Raw genomic sequence first — 17595 nt, 5'->3', positions numbered from 1 at the left:
ATTTCTTACTCAGATCGGTCGGATTGAAGTTTCTTTAAATCATCATAGAACGTTGGGTAGCTGACTTCAACTACTTCGCGTCCATGCACTATAATTTCCGGGTTGATTGTCGCCGCGATCGTCAACATCATCGCGAGTCGGTGATCACCTGCACTGTCGACTTCCGCTGCTTGCAAAGGTGTCGGTCCTTCGATAATCATACCGTCATCCGTCGCCTCGATATTCGCCCCGAGACGCCGTAACGCCGTCACGACCGTCTCGATCCGGTCCGTCTCCTTGACACGGAGCTCTTCCGCATCGCGAATGATCGTTCGTCCCTCTGCTTGCGTCGCAAGCAATGCAAGTAACGGGATCTCATCGATCAAGGAAGGGATTTGTTCACCTTCGACCGTGGTCGCTTGCAACGATGTCGTCTCGACGGTCACATCTGCCGTCTCCTCTCCACCATCTTCTGAGCGGTGATCGATTTCGACACTCGCCCCCATCTGGCGCAACGTCTGTAAAAAACCGATCCGTGTCGGATTCATCAAGACGTGCGTCGTCGTGATCCGACTATCCTGCCCGATCGCTGCTGCCGTCCACCAAAACGCTGCTGACGATGGATCCCCCGGGATGTCGAGTGACGTCGCTTGTAAATGTACAGGACCTTGAACACGAATATGTCGACCATCTTCGTAGTCATCGATCGATACGTCAACGCCAAACTGCGGCAACATGCGTTCCGTATGGTCCCGTGATAGAATCGGCTCGATGACCGTCGTCTCGCCCGTCGCTTGTAAACCTGCGAGTAAGACGGCACTTTTCACTTGCGCGCTTGCGACCGGTAACGTATACGTCGTTCCGACAAGTGGCGTTCCTGCAATGTGAAGCGGCGCCGTCTCACCTGTTATGTTCGCTCCGAACAAGGCAAGTGGTTCCGTGATCCGTTTCATCGGACGTCTGCGCAAGGAAGCATCTCCATCAAGTACATACGTTGCTTGACCGCCTGCTAGAATCCCACATAAAAGACGGATCGTCGTTCCCGAGTTTCCGCAATCGATCGTTGCTTCTTGAAACGTTTCCGTACCGGTGATGCGAATTTCTCCTGCTGTTCGTTCGACATGTGCCCCAAGCGCTCGCATCGCTTCTAATGAAGCGAGACAGTCCGCTCCTTCGAGTGCATTTCTGACATGTGTCGTTCCTTTAGCGATTCCACCGAACAGAAAAGCACGGTGTGTCATTGATTTATCGCCCGGTACTTGTACTGTTCCTCTTAATCCCATTCTAAACACCTCATTGTTTGATTGAACGCTTGTTGCAATCGTTCTTCACTGATTGCCTCTAAGTCAAAACGTCCTTCTTTCTCAAGGACGAATCGGATCGTAGTTTGTTGATTCTTTTTGTCGCGACGCATCAGTTCCAGATATGTCTCGAACGATTGTCGGTCCGGCAATCTGGTTCCGAGACGGTGGAGCAACCGTCCGAGTTGTTCCGCCTGTTCCTCATTTCCTTCCAAAAACTTGACGAAGACGAGTCCGATCCCTACTGCCTCGCCATGCGACAGACCCAGGCTCGCATATTCAACGGCATGCCCGAATGTATGCCCATAATTCAAGAAGGCACGCATCCCTTGCTCCGTCTCATCTTGTTCGACGATATCCCGTTTAACGTTAATCCCTCGTGCGAGCCAGTCTTCAAGATCAAGCCCTTTGATAGTATCCAACGAGACATCGAGTAACGTATCTGCAAACGATGGTCGTGCGAGGAATCCATGTTTGACCAATTCAAGGAAGCCGCTCCGCCATTCCCGATCTGGTAATGTCTGAAGAAGCGTTAAATCATACACGACACCGCTCGGTTGATAAAATGCCCCGACCAAGTTTTTTCCAAGCGATAAATTCAAACCGACCTTTCCACCTACACTCGAATCATGTGCTAAGAGTGTCGTCGGAATTTGAATGAACGGGATGCCGCGCAAAAAAGTCGCTGCAACGAATCCCGCTAAATCACCTATCATGCCACCACCAAACGCAAGGATGATACTATGTCGTGTCATTCCATGACGTATTCCCTCTTCCAATAAAGAACCGTAGACCGCAAGTGATTTACTCTGCTCCCCAGTTGGCACAGTGCTGACATGAATGCTTGTTGATTGAGATATAGACCCTAATGCCTCTTGCAACGTGTGCAAGTGCAAGTCTCGAACCGTCTCATCCGTAATGATCCAGATGCGATCCGCCTCGTTCAGCGCCGAAAGATGCGATAAACGTGCTAATGCCCCATTTCCGACAAATACTGGATATGACGTTTTCAACCGGATATCAAGCTCGATCAAAACGTTCGAACCTCCTCTGTATAAGCGGCAACGGCAGCTTGAAGACGATCAATCGTTGATGTTCCGAACATTTCAAGGATAGCGACCGCAATCTCAAACGCAACGACGGCTTCTAAAACAACAGATGCGGCAGGAACGGCACAGGCATCACTTCGCTCGATTTGTGCCGTGAAGGCTTCCTTCGTCTCAATATCGACTGATTGCAGGGGGCGATAGAGCGTCGGAATCGGCTTCATCGCGACCTGGACGCGAATCGGCATCCCTGTCGACATCCCTCCTTCGATTCCACCTAGATGATTCGTCCGTCGATGATATCCGGATGCATCATGGACGATCTCATCTTGGACGGTACTTCCTTTGCGACGACCGAGCTCGTACCCGTCACCAAAACCGACTGATTTCATCGCATTGACGCTGATGACAGCCTGCGCGATTCGGCTGTCGAGCTTTAGATCGTTTTGGGTAAAGGATCCAATGCCTGGCATCATGCCCGTCACGACGACTTCGATCTCACCGCCGAGTGTATCGCCTTCTTTTTTGGCAGCATCAATTTCCTCCATCATTCGTTGTCCTGCAAGTTCGTCGGCACAGCGAACAGGTGAAGCATCAATGGTTTCCTGATATTCTACAGGATCTTTCCAAGGGGCATCAATCCCACCGATCGATCGTACATGCGAGAATACTTCAATTCCGAGTTCATTCAGTAATTGTTTAGCGAAGGCACCGACGGCAACACGTGCTGCTGTCTCACGCGCTGAAGAACGTTCCAGCACATCGCGTAAATCGCGATGACCGTACTTCAATCCTCCGACGAGATCCGCATGTCCGGGACGTGGACGCGTTAATGTCCGTGGGCGTTCCAACTCTTCTTCGAGCGGTTCCGCCTGCATGACTTGTGTCCAGTGCGTATGATCCTTATTCTCGATGAACAAACTGATCGGTGATCCCGTCGTGTATCCGTGGCGAATCCCACCACGTGCATCAATCTGATCTTGTTCGATTTGCATCCGTCGACCTCGTCCATATCCCCCTTGACGACGCGTCATTTCACGCTGAATGGCTTCGAAATCAATCGTGAGTCCTGCCGGCATCCCGTCAATGATGACAGTCAATCCTTTTCCGTGCGATTCTCCTGCTGTCATGTAACGCATTCGCTTCATCCCTTCCTGTTCAACCGATTTTTTCGTAAAAGAAGCTTTGTTTCATCTTTAATCCAAATCGTTCTGGTTGGAAAATTTGTTCCGTTCCTCCAACGAACAGAATACCGCCTGGTTTTAATGCCTCGACGAACGAACGATAGACATGTGCTTTCGCTTCTTCCGTAAAATAAATCAGTACATTACGGCAGATGATTAAATCAAAACCGGTATCGTACCGGTCGCCTAACAAATTATGTTTACTGAAACGAACAAGTCGTTTGATTTCTGGAACAACTTCGAATGTCTGCTCCTGCTCGATGAAATATTGCTTTTTCCGCGCTTCTACGACCTCATTCAATGCGGAAGCTCCGTATCGACCAAGCTTCGCTTTTTCAAGGACAAGCTCATCCAAATCCGTTGCTTGAATCGTAAAAGCCGACGAATCGAGTCGTTCACTTAAGATCATCGCTAGGGAATACGGTTCCTCTCCCGTCGAACAGGCAGCACTCCACGTTCGAATTCGTCCATGTGCACGTGATTCCAAGACCGGTAAGATGTCTTGCTCCAATTGTTGCCAACGTATCGGATTACGGAAGAATTCACTGACATTAATCGTCATCCGATCTAGAAATTCTTCGTATAACGAGGTACTTTTGTCCATTGCCTGCATATAGGACGCAAACGTACTGTACCCTTTTTTGTCACGTAACGCCGTCAACCGTCGTTTCATCTGTGCTTCTTTATACTGACCGAGATCAATCCCTGATTTGGTCTTGAATCGTTGTATGAAAAGTTCATAATCTTCCAATTGGCACACCTCGCTCACTCTCGATATCAAATGGTCATTTCTTTGACCGGTTCAACTTATTTTCTATAGTAGCATAAAGCTATAGGCATTCCAAAAAGCAATTAACCAATCCGGTCAGTCCGTTTTACAAGAATACGACAAAAGGGATTCGATCGAATCGAATCCCTCCCCGCTTGTCCTACTATTCATGTATTAGACATTAACTGGCTGTCCTTGAAACCAAAGACCAAGCTCACGCTCCGCACTTTCGATACTGTCTGAACCATGAATGACGTTCTCACTCATCGTGTTCGCAAAATCACCACGGATCGTTCCAGGTGCTGCTTCAAGTGGTTTTGTTTTTCCGATCATCAAACGAGAAACGGCAACGACGTCTGCCCCTTCAACACGCAAAGCGACGACAGGACCTGACGTCAGGAAAGTGACCAACTCTCCAAAGAATGGTTTCTCCGCATGTTCCTCGTAGTGTGCTTTTGCGAGTTCTTCTGTGACGTTCATCATTTTCATTTCACGAATGATGAATCCTTTGCGTTCGATCCGTCCGATGATTTCCCCAATCAACCCACGTTCTACGCCATCCGGTTTGACCATTAAAAATGTCTGTTCCATCTCTAGTTCCCCCTATGAAATGCTTTTAGAAAAGCGCTTACATAGTCAGTTTACTGGCTTTTTAGAAGAACAGCAAGAAATTTTTGACAATCTTTATCCTTTTCGTTTACCAACGTAGCGCGCCACTTCTTCGAGCGATCGTTTAGCGGAAGATTTAGGTAAGGGTTCGAGCCGGTTGATGGCACGACGAATGTAAAGATCGACCGTTCGTTGTGTTCGTTCGAGGGCACCTGAAGTTTGAAGAAATGCTAGCAATGGTGCAACTTCTTCATGGGTAGGCATCGTCTCGATTTTCGAAAGACTTTCGTAAAAGGCAGCATCTTCCGCTCCATAAAAGACGGGTAACGTCTTATGTCCATGACGTAGATCCTCTGCCACTGGCTTACCAAGTTGCGTTCGATTCGCTGTGAAGTCAAGCAAATCATCAGCAATCTGAAAAGCGAGTCCGATATCTCGTCCAAACAGTCGTAACGCTTTCGTATCGGCCGCTGAACAATTCGCAACGATTGCACCTAGATGGCAACTTGCTTCAATGAGAATGGCTGTTTTTCGTTCAATTCGTTTGATATAACGTTTAATCGACTGTTCCCAATCATATTGATCATAGATCTGTTCAATCTCACCCTCGCAAATTTCACGCATCGTATGGACCATGACTTGGACCAGCTCTGGTTTTCCGACTTCTCCAATCAACCGAATCGCTTCCCCAAACAAATAATTGCCTGAATAAAGCGCCACTTCTTCATCGAAGTATTGCATAACGGTCGGTTTTCCTCGTCGTAGTTCAGCGTCATCAATGACATCATCGTGTACAAGCGATGCCATATGGACGAGCTCAAGACTTGCTGCTACACGGATCAGTTCATCTCGATCTGCCTCACCGAATTTAGAGGCTAACAATACGAACGCTGGTCGAATCCGTTTTCCACCAGCTTTCAACAGTTGTTTTCCTGCTGCATCAATCGTTGGTTCCTCCGAAGCGATATGACTGATCAGAAAACGATCGACTAAATTAACTTCCTTCGTGACATCACGGTAGATGGAATGCAGTGACATCTCACCACTTCTTCCCAAGGTGCATCGCAGCAGCCCCACCCGCGAATGCTTTGACTTCCACTTGCATGAAGCCTGCCTGTTCGAAGAGTTGTTTCAGTTCGACACGGTCGAGGAACACTTCCGTTGATTCTTGTAACCAGTTGTATTGATCATACGATTTAGCAAGCAAACGACCTACTTGTGGCATGATTTTTCCAAAGTATAGCGAATATGCTTCTCGGAAAATCGGTGCCGTCGGTTGACTCGTTTCCAGACAGACGACCGTTCCACCTGGTTTTAAGACGCGATGCATCTCTTTAATGACCTGAAGGTAATCAGGAACGTTCCGTAAACCGAAACCAATTGTCACGAAATCAAATGAGTTGTCACCAAACGGTAAATCCATCGCATTTCCGTGAATCAATTCGATGTTTTTCATATCGAGCGCTTCTACTTTCTCCACGCCGACTTTTAACATGTTCTCTGAAAAATCAAGTCCCTTGATGACACCAGTCGGACCGGCTGCTTTTGCCAGTTGAATCGTCCAGTCTGCCGTTCCACAACAAAGATCAAGACATTTAGCACCTGGGAAGACTTGCATCCGGCGCATCGTTTCGCGTCTCCACAATTTATGCAGTCGGAAGCTGATGACTGAATTCATTTGATCATAGTTCGTTGATATCGATTGGAACACTTCATACACTTTTTTTTCTTTATCTTTTGTCTGCACACTGCTCACCCTTTCCAAGATCTCATGCTACCGCCATCTGTTCGAGATGCGATAACAGTAATTTCTGTGCGACCAGATCTAGCTGCTCTGCCTGTTGTTGAATGATCTGCCGTCCTTGTCGTGTCAGCCATTCTCGTTTGGTGATTGCCGCGAGTCCTTGCATTAATCCGAACTCTGCTGTTAACCATAAGAGAACCCGTTCTTCCGTTGATTCATAGTTCATTTCGTGTAAGGCACACTTCGCTTCATTGACACGTTGAATGGTCCGTCCGAGTGAGACAAGAACCTCTTTCGGCAAACCCGCTAATTGTTCGAAGAAGTAGCTCGAGAAAAGATCTCCAGCTAATACAAGAAGCTGTCTTTCCTTCGAACCGCGTAATGTTTTACTGACGCGTTCATGCAGACGTAAAGCGACTTGTGCGAAATGAATCGCTTTGACGAGTGCTTCTGAATCTAGCTTGTCATGTTGAGCGACATCAATCAACCAACGGATCTGTTCACGATCGATGGAAGGGAAATCCACATGTCGAGCCAATCGTGTCGTTTGTTTAGTGGTGAGTGCAGTGATGATTTCATCCACGCGCAGCTCATGTTGTTCCATGCTTTTACCCCCCGATCTCCAGTGCCATCTCGTTGATGGACGTTCTTCTTTTTTAATATACCATAATCGGCGGGCTTTCACGCTTCTGAATGTCCACAAAAAAGCCGCCCGAGAAAATCTCGGGCGACTATGTAGCCGGATTACTTCACAGCATCTTTCAATGCTTTACCTGGTTTGAAGGCAGGTACTTTGCTTGCTGGAATCTCGATATCTTCTTTCGTACGTGGGTTGCGACCTTTACGGGCTGCACGCTCACGGACTTCGAAGTTACCAAATCCAATCAATTGGACTTTCTCTCCAGACTGAAGTGTCTCAGTGATCGATTCGAATGTTGATTCAACAACTTTCGTCACGTCTTTTTTTGTAAGACCTGATTTTTCGACGACTGCTTGAATGAGTTCAGTTTTGTTCATTACTTTCACCCCCTCCCAATCACTTCTTCGAGGGTAATCATACCCTATAAACGTTGCTATTACAACATTTTCGTGTAAATAACGTTCAATTTTCAGATTCTTCGCTCGATTTCTCTGAAAACACAGGTTCGCCTTTTTCGTTTATCGTGTAGCTTTGAGAATAGGCAGGAACAAATGGTTGATCTTCATAAAGCAAATACCGAATATCCTGACCGACTTTCGGCTTTTTCTTCGCAGTTTGTACAGCTTTCTTCAACTCTGGCAAATAGTTGATGAAAAGACGACCTTGACCATCGACATAGATCGATAGCTTTTCATCTGAGTACGGACTTGGGACAGTCGGTTCTTTTTTGATGAATAACTTTTTATAGTCAAGGGTAAACTGATTTTTTCCGATGGAGCCTTTAAATGGGTACTTATCATTCTTCTTGCGATACGCATCAATTCGGACTTGAAGCTTCTGTAGTTCTTCCGCGACAAGCAAATCCATCAATTTGACAGTCGGCTTCGTCTCAACGTCGACCAACAAATAGATGAATGTTCCCCCGCCTTCGAAACTGTTCGTTGGTGGATCACTCATATAACGAGGTATCAGACGGCCCAGTTCGATTTGATAACGTTCCATGAGTGGCGTATCTGCCTCCATCGTTTTGATCGGCAAAACACCTGTGTCTTTCTGGTATGCATCGACGGCATCCTGAACGGTACGTAATTGTTGCGGATACGGCACGCGGTTCGACGGTTTCTGGCTGTCCGGAAAGAGACAACCTGATAATAACGTCACCGGAATGAGCATGAGTAGTACGAACCACTTTTTCATGCGCTCGGTCCCGCCATGACGATAAATACCATGATGATCGACGCAACGATGAAACAAACGAATGCCAAGGTTGACACGAGAATCTGCCAAATCCCTTTCAACTTCGTCCGACTGACCGTGACCAGCAAGACACTGATCGCAAAGAGTCCGATGCCAGCGAACGAAATCCACATTTTTAATAATCCTGGACTCAAGGTTTCCACCCCACTCCGTTAATCTTTCGTCGTGAAGAGATGCTCGATCTCATTTTTTTGTGGTCGTTGCATCAACTTTTTGACTTCTTCTTCCGGTGTATGACCGTCAAAGAGAACATGGTATAAAGCAGAAGTAATTGGGAGTTCACATTGTTTCGACTCTGCTAGATCATATGCAGCTTGTGTCGCACGAACACCTTCTACGACCATTCCCATGTTTTCAAGCACTGTCTCTAGTTTTTCTCCTCGACCGATGGCATTTCCCGCACGCCAATTTCGGCTATGGACAGAAGTACAAGTGACGATTAAGTCACCCATTCCTGTCAAGCCGGTGAACGTCATTGGGTTTGCCCCAAGCATCGTTCCAAGACGAGCCATCTCGACCATTCCACGTGTAATCAAGGCTGCCTTGGCATTGTCCCCGTAACCGAGACCATCTGTCATACCCGCAGCAAGTGCAATGATATTCTTCAGTGCTCCACCGAGTTCTGCCCCGATGATGTCCGCATTGAGGTAGACACGGAAGTTTTCATTTGTAAACAATTCCTGCACACGACCAGCCTCTTCTAAATCATCCGATGCAACGGTCACCGTCGTCGGTTTACGTAACGCAACCTCTTCAGCATGTGAAGGACCTGTCAAGACACAAACCGCTTTACGTTTCGCCGGGTCGACCTCTGCTTCGATCAACTCAGACAATCGAAGATGTGTCTTCGGTTCGATTCCTTTTGATGCATGAATCAGGACGACTGGTTCTGTCAATAGTTCATTTAATTGACGAGAAACCGCACGAATCGCAGATGACGGTGTCACGATCAAAATATGTGTTGCGCCTTCGACCGCCACTTTGAGATCCGTCGTCGCCTTCAATGATTGTGGCAACACGACGCCCGGCAAGAATTGCGCATTTTCATGATGCTCATTGATACGGTCGACATTTGTTTGTTCACGACCGTAAAGAATGACTTCCTGATCATTATCGGCTAAGACGAGCGAGAGCGCTGTTCCCCAGCTTCCTGCTCCGATGACAGCGATTTTGGTCATACTGAATCACCTCATTATTGTTTTTGACGAGCTAAAATCCGGATTGGTGTACCTGTGAAATCAAATGCCTCCCGAATCCGGTTCTCGAGATATCGTTTATAAGAGAAGTGAAGCAATTCTGGATCATTGACGAACAAGACGAACGTTGGCGGACGCGACGCGACCTGAGTCGCATAGTTAATCCGTAAACGAACTCCTTTATCTGTCGGCGCAGGGTTCATAGCGACAGCATCGACGATGACATCGTTCAAGACACTTGTCTGAATCCGTTGCGCATGACTGTGCGCTGCTTGCTGAATGACTGGTAATAACGTTTGTAAACGACGTTTTGTTTTTGCTGAGACGAAGACGATTGGTGCATAGTCAAGGAAACGGAATTCTTCCCGAATCTCTTCTTGCATCTTTTTCATCGTCTTATCATCTTTTTCAACAGCATCCCATTTATTGACGACAATGATGACCGCGCGACCTGCTTCATGGGCATATCCTGCTACTTTTTTATCTTGTTCGATGATACCTTCTTCACCATCAAGAACAACACAGACGACATCTGCTCGTTCGATTGCTTTTTGAGCACGCATGACACTAAAGCGTTCTGTCGATTCATAGACTTTCCCGCGTTTTCGCATCCCTGCCGTATCGATGATGACGTATTCTTGTTCATCCCGCGTAAATGGTGTATCGATTGCATCACGTGTTGTACCAGCGATATTCGAGACGATGACACGCTCTTCACCAAGAATCGAGTTCGTCATACTTGATTTCCCGACGTTCGGACGACCGATGANNGGACGACCAATCAAGGCAAACTTAATCGTACTTTCGTCATATTCCAACTCTTCTTTATCTGGTGCTAATTCAAGGACACGGTCGAGTAAATCACCAAGTCCAAGACCATGTGTACCAGAAATCGGGAATAAGTCTCCGAATCCAAGAGAGTAGAATTCATACATTAAATCACGCATCTCAAAATTATCCACTTTATTGACAGCTACGACGACTGGTTTGTTCGAACGGAACAACATGTTCGCGACTTCCTCATCCGCTGCTGTGATTCCTTCGCGTCCGTTCACCATGAAAATGATGACGTCCGCTTCATCAATGGCGAGCTCCGCCTGATGACGCATCATTTGAAGTAGGGGCTCATCCCCAACTTCGATTCCACCTGTATCAATCAAATGAAAATGACGATTCAGCCATTCTCCAGTTCCGTAAATACGGTCGCGGGTAACGCCTGGCTTGTCTTCTACGATTGAAACCCGATCTCCAATCACCCGGTTAAAAATCGTCGACTTTCCGATATTTGGGCGACCTACGATCGCCACGACTGGAATTGCCATCCCAACACCTTCTTTCTCTTCTCTCGCTTCATAGCCGTTCTATTGTATCAAATCAAACTCTCATATACCATAACAAACCGCATATAAAAAGCGGACACGCTTGTGTCCGCTTTGTGTCATCCTTTATTCTTTCGTCTCTGAATCGTCTTCTGTCAAGTCAGCGACAGAAAATCCTTCTGATTGATTCGAGTAATCCGAATAGTCCTCAGAAGCCCCTTCTTCCTCTTCGAGAACACGTGTCGAGAGCGAGATCTTGTGCTCATCAAGACGCACTTCGAGTACCTTCGCTTCAATTTCTTGTCCTTCTTCAAGTACTTCTGAAGGCGATCCGATATGACGGTTCGCGATTTGTGAAATATGCAAAAGCCCTTCTACCTGCGGTGCAAGCTCAATGAAGGCACCGAACTGGACAAGACGACGTACACGTCCTTTGACAATATCCCCAGCTTCGATTTTCCCTTCCATCTGTTGCCATGGACCCGGTTGTGTTTCCTTGATCGACAACTTAACCTTTTCTGTATCACGGTCGACGCCAAGTACTTTGACTTCGACTTTCTGACCTTCCGTGACGATGTCCGAAGGACGTTCGACACGATGGTGTGCCATTTCCGAGATATGAACGAGACCATCGACGCCACCGATATCAACGAAAGCACCGAAATCTGTCAATCGTTGGACTGTTCCTTCTAGAACTTGCCCCACTTCTAGATTTTCGAGTGTCTCTTTTTTCTTCGCGTTCAATTCACCTTCAACGACGGCTTTGTGCGAGAGAATGACACGGTTCTTCTCTTGATCGAGTTCAACGACCTTGACGTCAATCGAACGACCGATGTAATCCGAGAAGTCCTCGACGTAATGCCGCTCGACAAGCGACGCTGGGATGAATCCACGGACACCGATATCAACGACGAGACCACCTTTAACGATGTCTTTCACGACAACTTCAAAGATCTCACCTGATTTATACTTCTCTTCAACTTGCTCCCACGCTTTAAGTGCATCAATTTCTCGTTTTGAGACGACGACCTCTTCATCCGTGATTTTCTTGACCTTCACTTGTAGTTCATCTCCGACGTTCAACACACCACGAATATCATCGAGATGAAGACTCGATACTTCGCTGATCGGTAAGATGGCTTCTGTTTTATATCCGATATCAATGAGTGCTTGCTTGTCTTCAATTTTCACGACCATTCCGGTAACTACCTGGTCCCGATGAATTTCAAAATCAGGCATATCTTTCATTTCTTCGACCATTCCAAAACAACCTCCTCACGATGAGTACAAGAAACGCCTGACACGTGTCAATGCGTTTATCCTGCTTCTAACTTCTTACAATTCTGACTATTTGTCAAGGTATTAAGCGTGATTGTAGTAGACGGATTTGATTTCGTCCATGATTCGATCAGAAATCGCTTTCGCAGCACCACGTTGATCACGTAAATCCGAAATATCGACCGGTTTTCCGATCGCGACGCGCATTCGTTTGAAAGGGCGATACGATCCAATGATGGCAATCGGTAAAATCTGAGCATTCGATCGTAAGGCGAAGAACCCTACACCGGGTTGTGCTGATGTGAATTCTCCTGGAGCAGAACGCGTTCCTTCTGGGAAAATGCCAACAGTCTCATCCGTATTTAACAGCTCGATCGTCCGTTTCAAGGCTTGACGGTCCCCTTGACCACGACCGACAGGATAGGTTCCTGCCGCAATCATCAGCTGCTTTAAGGCAGGGACTTTAAACAACTCCTCCTTCGCCATATAACGAACCGAACGTTTCGGTGGAATCGCACTGACGAGGAAGACGGGATCCCAATTTGAACTGTGGTTGGCACAGATGAGTAAGGAACCGTCTTTCGGAATATTCTCTTGCCCCGTCACCTTCAATCGGAAGACTGTTTTGGCTATGACCCAGACGACAAACCGCGCAATCCGATAAACGGTATCTTTACGTTTCATTTTAGAACACCTTCCGCTAGTTCCATAAGGTGAACAACGACTTGATCAATCGTCATCTCTGTCGTATCTAGATATAATGCGTCGTCTGCTTGGCGTAGAGGAGAGACTTCACGTTCACTGTCCCGTTTGTCCCGCAGCGCGATTTCTTCTTGAAGAACTGTGATATCGCTATCCATCCCACGCGCGATGTTTTCCCGGTGCCTTCTAGCTGCACGCTCTTCCACAGTTGCCGTCAAGAAAACTTTTAATTCAGCATCAGGTAATACGACTGTACCGATGTCACGACCGTCCATGACGATGCCACCCTGATCTGCTAATTTTCGTTGCGCCGTGACGAGTGCTGCTCGAACTTCTTTTTGACGAGCGACGAACGATACATTATTCGTGATTTCGATGGAACGGATCGCATCCGTCACTTCGCGATCACCAATAAAGACACGTTGCCCGTTTTCGCCTGGTGTTAAACGAATATCAAGCGATTTCATCAATTCGCCAAGCACTTCTCCGTTGTTCAGATCAAGCGATTGTTCGAGTGCTGCGAGCGTAACGGCACGATACATCGCCCCTGTATCGATATATACATAGTCAAGGCGTGCCGCCAGTTGTTTTGCGATCGTACTTTTCCCAGCACCTGCTGGTCCATCTAATGCAATTTGAATCTTCTTCATCATCCATCCAATCCTTCCATCTTCCCCATATTTGATGGGGATTCATTCTTCCGAACGTTATCATAGCAAAAAAATGCGGTCAGGTGAATGGATTCATGCCCCTTCTTGAACTTTTCATTTGCATTTGATAACAGTGACGCAATACTAGCTCACGACTTCTGTCAGGAATCATTGTAAATTGGAATGCGAGTTCATACCGTTCTTCCCGTCGATCGATACGGACGAGCTCAGCAATAACATCTAAAGTACTCGAAATACCGTCACCAGTAGGTAGAATGAATGTCATCTCCACCTCTTCCTCTTTTTGAATCGGTAACTGATCCGACAAAATCATCATGCCACCAGCCGATAAGTCAAGCGTCACCGTCGTAAACGGATCAAATTGCGTTTTATGCGGATGAACGGCGACGTCGAGCATTTGTGGTACTCGAACGAATTGACGTCGTTGGATGCGCTCGATTTGATCATCACTCGGTCGCTTTAAGGCGTACCGCTGACCACGAAGTGGATCATTTTGTCGTTCCACGACGACCGTATCAAATCCAAATAATTTACCCTTTTCTTTAAAAAAGTAAAAAGAAACTTCTTCGTGATCTGACAAGATGAACGTTTTCAATGTCGCGACCTCACTTGGCGCCTCGATCCAAATCAATCGATTCGTTACGGCTGTTACTTTTGACCGTCCTTGTCGATCCTCACTATTCGAAAGCATTACTAAATCCCCGATTTCCATCATCCTACTTCGCTCCTACTTTCTATTCGATGCCATCTGAATGTTGTTTTTTTCGTTTGAATCGACGATTCAAACGGTTGGCACCTCGTACTTGAAATAATCCGATCGTCCATAAAATGATCATGAAGACGATTGGCAAAACAGATATACCACCATTTTCCAATATTAACAAATTAAATAAGATATGTGCAAATACCGGAATCGTTATCGATAAGGACAACCACCGATACGGGTGAGGCGAGAATTTCGCCATTCCCATGAAGAAACCCATGATGACAGCAAACAAAGCATGACCGGATACCGGTAGTAAAGCTCGGAATAGCATGTGTTCGACCGTTCCATTCACCATCAGATATAAGATGTTCTCAAGGGTAGCAAATCCAAGCGAGCACGCTACGGCATAGATGATCCCATCATAATAATCATTAAACCGTTGATGAATATACACGGTATAAAAGACGACGAACCATTTTGCAAACTCTTCTGTGACTGCTGTTCGAACCAATTGCACCTCTTCACGCCCACCAAACTCCGTTTGAACGATGTAGTCGATGAACATCAAGGGAAAAACGAGTAAAATTCCAAAAATGAAGCTTCGAAGGATATATCCAACGGGCTCTGATTCATGTTCGTGACGTAGATAAAAATAAGTTAGGAGTGCGATGCCTGGGGCAACTCCGGAGAAAACGATTTGAATCACGCTTCCTCTCCCCCTTTCTTCCTCTCCATAAGAATAAAGGTTTCTTGGAAAAAAGAAAACGTCCTCGTTGTTTCGGGAGGGAAAAAGGTTACAATATGGAAGAACTAATTGAATATGCTATAGAAAGTAGGTGAAGGTCTTTTGTCTTTTGACACAGACCATTTAGAATGAAATCATTATTATTAATTCATACGGGTGGAACGATTGCGATGGCGCAAGATCACTCTGGTCACGTCTTACCGAATGACATCAATCCACTGGATGCTTCACTACCTCGAGCGACGGATATCGCAAACATCACAACGCGTCATTTTTCAAATTTACCTTCTCCACATATGACGCCCGACATCATGCTACGTTTGGCACACTTCATCGAAAGTGAACTTGCTAAGGAACACTACGATGGAGTCGTCATCACCCATGGGACGGATACACTTGAAGAGACCGCTTATTTCTTGCATTTGACAATTGGTGCACCTGTTCCGATTGTTTTGACTGGAGCCATGCGTTCATCCAACGAAGTCGGATCGGATGGCGAGTTTAATTTGATCACGGCACTCCGTGTCGCAGTCAGTGAAGCAGCGCGTGAAAAAGGTGTTCTCGTCGTCTTTAATGGTGAGATTCATTCGGCATTCAACGTCACGAAAACGCATACGTCATCCGTCGATACGTTTAAATCGGTTCACTTCGGAAATCTTGGCATGGTGACGAAAGATCACGTTTACCTATTCAACACGCCACTTCTGAAGCAAACACATATGGTAACCTCGCTCTCTAAACGTGTTGCTGTTTTGAAAGTATATGCCGGAATGGAACCAGATTTATTACTAGCCGTGAAACAACTCGGTTACGATGGACTCGTACTTGAAGTTCTCGGTCAAGGAAACGTCCCTCCGAGTATCGTCGATGCCATTGCCGAATTGATCGCAGTCATGCCGATCGTCATCGTTAGTCGATGCTTCAATGGAATCGTGCAAGATGTTTATGGATATACAGGTGGCGGTCAACAGTTAAAAGAGATCGGTGTCATTTTCTCAAATGGACTGAACTCACAAAAAGCACGACTTAAATTAATGATTGAACTCGAAATCAATGCGACCCAATCAGAACTCGAAGAGTCATTCAGGGTCGAATAAATGAAAAAACCTCTTGACTCGGAACTCATCATTCCGAATCAAGAGGTTTTTTAGACGTGAATTGATAGACCACGTAATCGTTCGACGAGATGATTCGCGATGTTCGCGCCATGAAAACGTCCGTTTTCAATGAATATCTTATTGGCATCGTATCCTGCTGCAACGACGCCGGCAATATAAATCCCAGGAACATTCGACTCCATCGTCTCTTCATCATGACTCGGAACACCTGTCTTGCGATCGATCGCGATACCAGCATCAGCGAACAAGCCGACGTCTGGTGTATAACCCGTCATCGCAAATACGAAATCTGCTCGGACAGTCCGCTTGTCTCCCTTCACTCGGTAAACGACTTCTTGGTCCGTGATTTCCTCGATCATCGCGTCAAACACCATCTTGACCTTTTCCGAACGAACGAGTGATTCGAAGTTCGGCAAGACCCATGGTTTGATCGATGGACTATACTCGGGTCCACGATAAAGTACAGTTACGCGTGCTCCTGCTTTTTCAAGCTCGATCGCTGCATCAACACTTGAATTCTTCCCACCGATGACGACGACATCCTGATCAAAGTATGGATGCCCTTCCGTAAAATAGTGCGATACGTGGGGTAACGTTTCTCCTGGGACGTCCATTCGGTTCGGTAACCCATAATAACCTGTCGCAAGCACAACAGATCGTGCTTCTCGCTGTTTCTTCACTCCAGAGCGTTCTGAATGGATGATGAAGCGATCCGCCTGACGTTCAATGTGCTCGACTGTCTCAAAGGGACGAATCGTCAACTGCTTTCGTTTGACGACTTCTCGATAATAGACGAGTGCATCGAGACGACGTGGTTTTAATTCCTTATTGATGAACGGCACGCCACCGATTTCTAATTTTTCACTACTTGAAAAGAACGTTTGATGCGTCGGATAACGATAGATCGCTTCAACGATATTTCCTTTTTCGAGCACTTCGACGTCTAGTCCTCGATCTTGCATTTCGATCGCTGCCGATAAACCACATGGTCCTGCACCGATTACGATACAATCTAACATTCGAATATCTCCTCTTCCGGTTGCTTTTTTTTATATCTTAGCAAATCTCATCAAGAGACGAAAGAAATTGCAATAGGAAAACACCCGCTCCTCATCTAGAGGAACGGGTGTTACGTATTTTTAACGTTTAATTAGACCCAACCACGGAAACGGGATGCTTCTGCCATTTTCCGCACACCTACCATATAAGCGGCGAGACGCATATCGACATTTCGCGTCTGTGCTGTCTGATAGACTTGGTTGAATGAGTTCACGAGGACCTTTTCGAGTTTCTCGTGGACTTCCTCTTCCGTCCAGTAATACCCCTGATTA

The 17595-nt window shown here is 46.5% G+C and carries 20 protein-coding genes and 1 pseudogene; 1 reads left to right on the top strand and 20 read right to left on the bottom strand.

Annotated features, from left to right (window positions below; translation table 11 throughout):
* Positions 1-5: 5 nt before the first annotated feature.
* The 18 genes from aroA to prsW form a co-directional block, all read right to left on the bottom strand.
* Positions 6-1262 (bottom strand): 3-phosphoshikimate 1-carboxyvinyltransferase, encoded by a 1257-nt coding sequence (gene aroA / locus B2751_RS12175; protein WP_290774984.1) that lies wholly within the window; start codon positions 1260-1262, stop codon positions 6-8.
* Positions 1253-2314 carry a 3-dehydroquinate synthase gene (aroB, locus tag B2751_RS12170; RefSeq protein WP_290774982.1) on the bottom strand — a complete coding sequence of 354 codons (1062 nt, stop codon included), beginning with the start codon at positions 2312-2314 and terminating at the stop codon, positions 1253-1255. The genes aroA and aroB overlap by 10 nt, the downstream gene beginning before the upstream one ends.
* Positions 2311-3465, bottom strand: a complete 1155-nt coding sequence (gene aroC / locus B2751_RS12165) for a chorismate synthase (RefSeq protein ID WP_035407171.1) — start codon at positions 3463-3465, stop codon at positions 2311-2313. Before aroC ends, aroB begins: the two co-directional genes overlap by 4 nt.
* Before the next feature lie 19 nt (positions 3466-3484).
* Positions 3485-4261 (bottom strand): CheR family methyltransferase, encoded by a 777-nt coding sequence (locus tag B2751_RS12160; RefSeq protein ID WP_290774980.1) that lies wholly within the window; start codon positions 4259-4261, stop codon positions 3485-3487.
* Between the two features lie 192 nt (positions 4262-4453).
* Positions 4454-4870 (bottom strand): nucleoside-diphosphate kinase, encoded by a 417-nt coding sequence (gene ndk / locus B2751_RS12155; RefSeq protein WP_035407166.1) that lies wholly within the window; start codon positions 4868-4870, stop codon positions 4454-4456.
* Between the two features lie 93 nt (positions 4871-4963).
* Positions 4964-5926 carry a polyprenyl synthetase family protein gene (locus tag B2751_RS12150; protein ID WP_035407163.1) on the bottom strand — a complete coding sequence of 321 codons (963 nt, stop codon included), beginning with the start codon at positions 5924-5926 and terminating at the stop codon, positions 4964-4966.
* Position 5927: 1 nt separating this feature from the next.
* A complete protein-coding gene (locus B2751_RS12145; RefSeq protein ID WP_035407160.1) occupies positions 5928-6635 on the bottom strand; it encodes a demethylmenaquinone methyltransferase in 708 nt (235 codons plus the stop codon).
* Between the two features lie 22 nt (positions 6636-6657).
* On the bottom strand, positions 6658-7236 hold the full coding sequence (locus B2751_RS12140; protein ID WP_035407157.1) for a heptaprenyl diphosphate synthase component 1: 579 nt from the start codon (positions 7234-7236) through the stop codon (positions 6658-6660).
* Between the two features lie 140 nt (positions 7237-7376).
* Positions 7377-7649, bottom strand: a complete 273-nt coding sequence (locus tag B2751_RS12135; RefSeq protein WP_012370671.1) for an HU family DNA-binding protein — start codon at positions 7647-7649, stop codon at positions 7377-7379.
* Between the two features lie 85 nt (positions 7650-7734).
* The gene (locus B2751_RS12130) at positions 7735-8469 is read right to left on the bottom strand and encodes a hypothetical protein (protein ID WP_035407154.1); all 735 of its coding nucleotides are present in this window, start codon (positions 8467-8469) and stop codon (positions 7735-7737) included.
* On the bottom strand, positions 8466-8663 hold the full coding sequence (locus B2751_RS12125) for a DUF2768 domain-containing protein (RefSeq protein WP_231496841.1): 198 nt from the start codon (positions 8661-8663) through the stop codon (positions 8466-8468). The genes B2751_RS12130 and B2751_RS12125 overlap by 4 nt, the downstream gene beginning before the upstream one ends.
* Positions 8664-8681: 18 nt before the next feature.
* Positions 8682-9707 (bottom strand): NAD(P)H-dependent glycerol-3-phosphate dehydrogenase, encoded by a 1026-nt coding sequence (locus B2751_RS12120; protein ID WP_035407152.1) that lies wholly within the window; start codon positions 9705-9707, stop codon positions 8682-8684.
* A gap of 14 nt (positions 9708-9721) precedes the next feature.
* Positions 9722-11047, bottom strand: coding sequence for a ribosome biogenesis GTPase Der (der, locus tag B2751_RS12115; RefSeq protein ID WP_290774977.1), 1326 nt, complete (start codon positions 11045-11047; stop codon positions 9722-9724).
* Between the two features lie 123 nt (positions 11048-11170).
* A complete protein-coding gene (rpsA, locus tag B2751_RS12110) occupies positions 11171-12304 on the bottom strand; it encodes a 30S ribosomal protein S1 (RefSeq protein WP_290774975.1) in 1134 nt (377 codons plus the stop codon).
* A 102-nt stretch (positions 12305-12406) separates the two neighbouring features.
* On the bottom strand, positions 12407-13006 hold the full coding sequence (locus B2751_RS12105; protein ID WP_290774973.1) for a lysophospholipid acyltransferase family protein: 600 nt from the start codon (positions 13004-13006) through the stop codon (positions 12407-12409).
* A complete protein-coding gene (gene cmk, locus B2751_RS12100; protein ID WP_290774971.1) occupies positions 13003-13677 on the bottom strand; it encodes a (d)CMP kinase in 675 nt (224 codons plus the stop codon). The genes B2751_RS12105 and cmk overlap by 4 nt, the downstream gene beginning before the upstream one ends.
* 76 nt (positions 13678-13753) lie before the next feature.
* A complete protein-coding gene (locus B2751_RS12095) occupies positions 13754-14410 on the bottom strand; it encodes a flagellar brake protein (RefSeq protein WP_035407143.1) in 657 nt (218 codons plus the stop codon).
* A 19-nt stretch (positions 14411-14429) separates the two neighbouring features.
* Positions 14430-15107 carry a glutamic-type intramembrane protease PrsW gene (gene prsW / locus B2751_RS12090; RefSeq protein ID WP_035407140.1) on the bottom strand — a complete coding sequence of 226 codons (678 nt, stop codon included), beginning with the start codon at positions 15105-15107 and terminating at the stop codon, positions 14430-14432.
* Positions 15108-15274: 167 nt separating this feature from the next.
* On the opposite strand from prsW, the gene B2751_RS12085 reads away from it, so the two are divergent.
* Positions 15275-16243, top strand: a complete 969-nt coding sequence (locus B2751_RS12085; RefSeq protein ID WP_056062186.1) for an asparaginase — start codon at positions 15275-15277, stop codon at positions 16241-16243.
* Between the two features lie 50 nt (positions 16244-16293).
* Here B2751_RS12085 and B2751_RS12080 read toward each other — a convergent pair whose 3' ends face one another.
* A complete protein-coding gene (locus tag B2751_RS12080; protein WP_290774969.1) occupies positions 16294-17283 on the bottom strand; it encodes a YpdA family putative bacillithiol disulfide reductase in 990 nt (329 codons plus the stop codon).
* Positions 17284-17414: 131 nt separating this feature from the next.
* Positions 17415-17595: pseudogene (locus B2751_RS12075) on the bottom strand (glutamate dehydrogenase); the annotation flags it as partial.

The organism is Exiguobacterium sp. UBA6282 (assembly GCF_002440475.1).
Lineage (GTDB): Bacteria > Bacillota > Bacilli > Exiguobacteriales > Exiguobacteriaceae > Exiguobacterium_A.
This window is presented reverse-complemented; position numbering and strand designations above follow the sequence as displayed.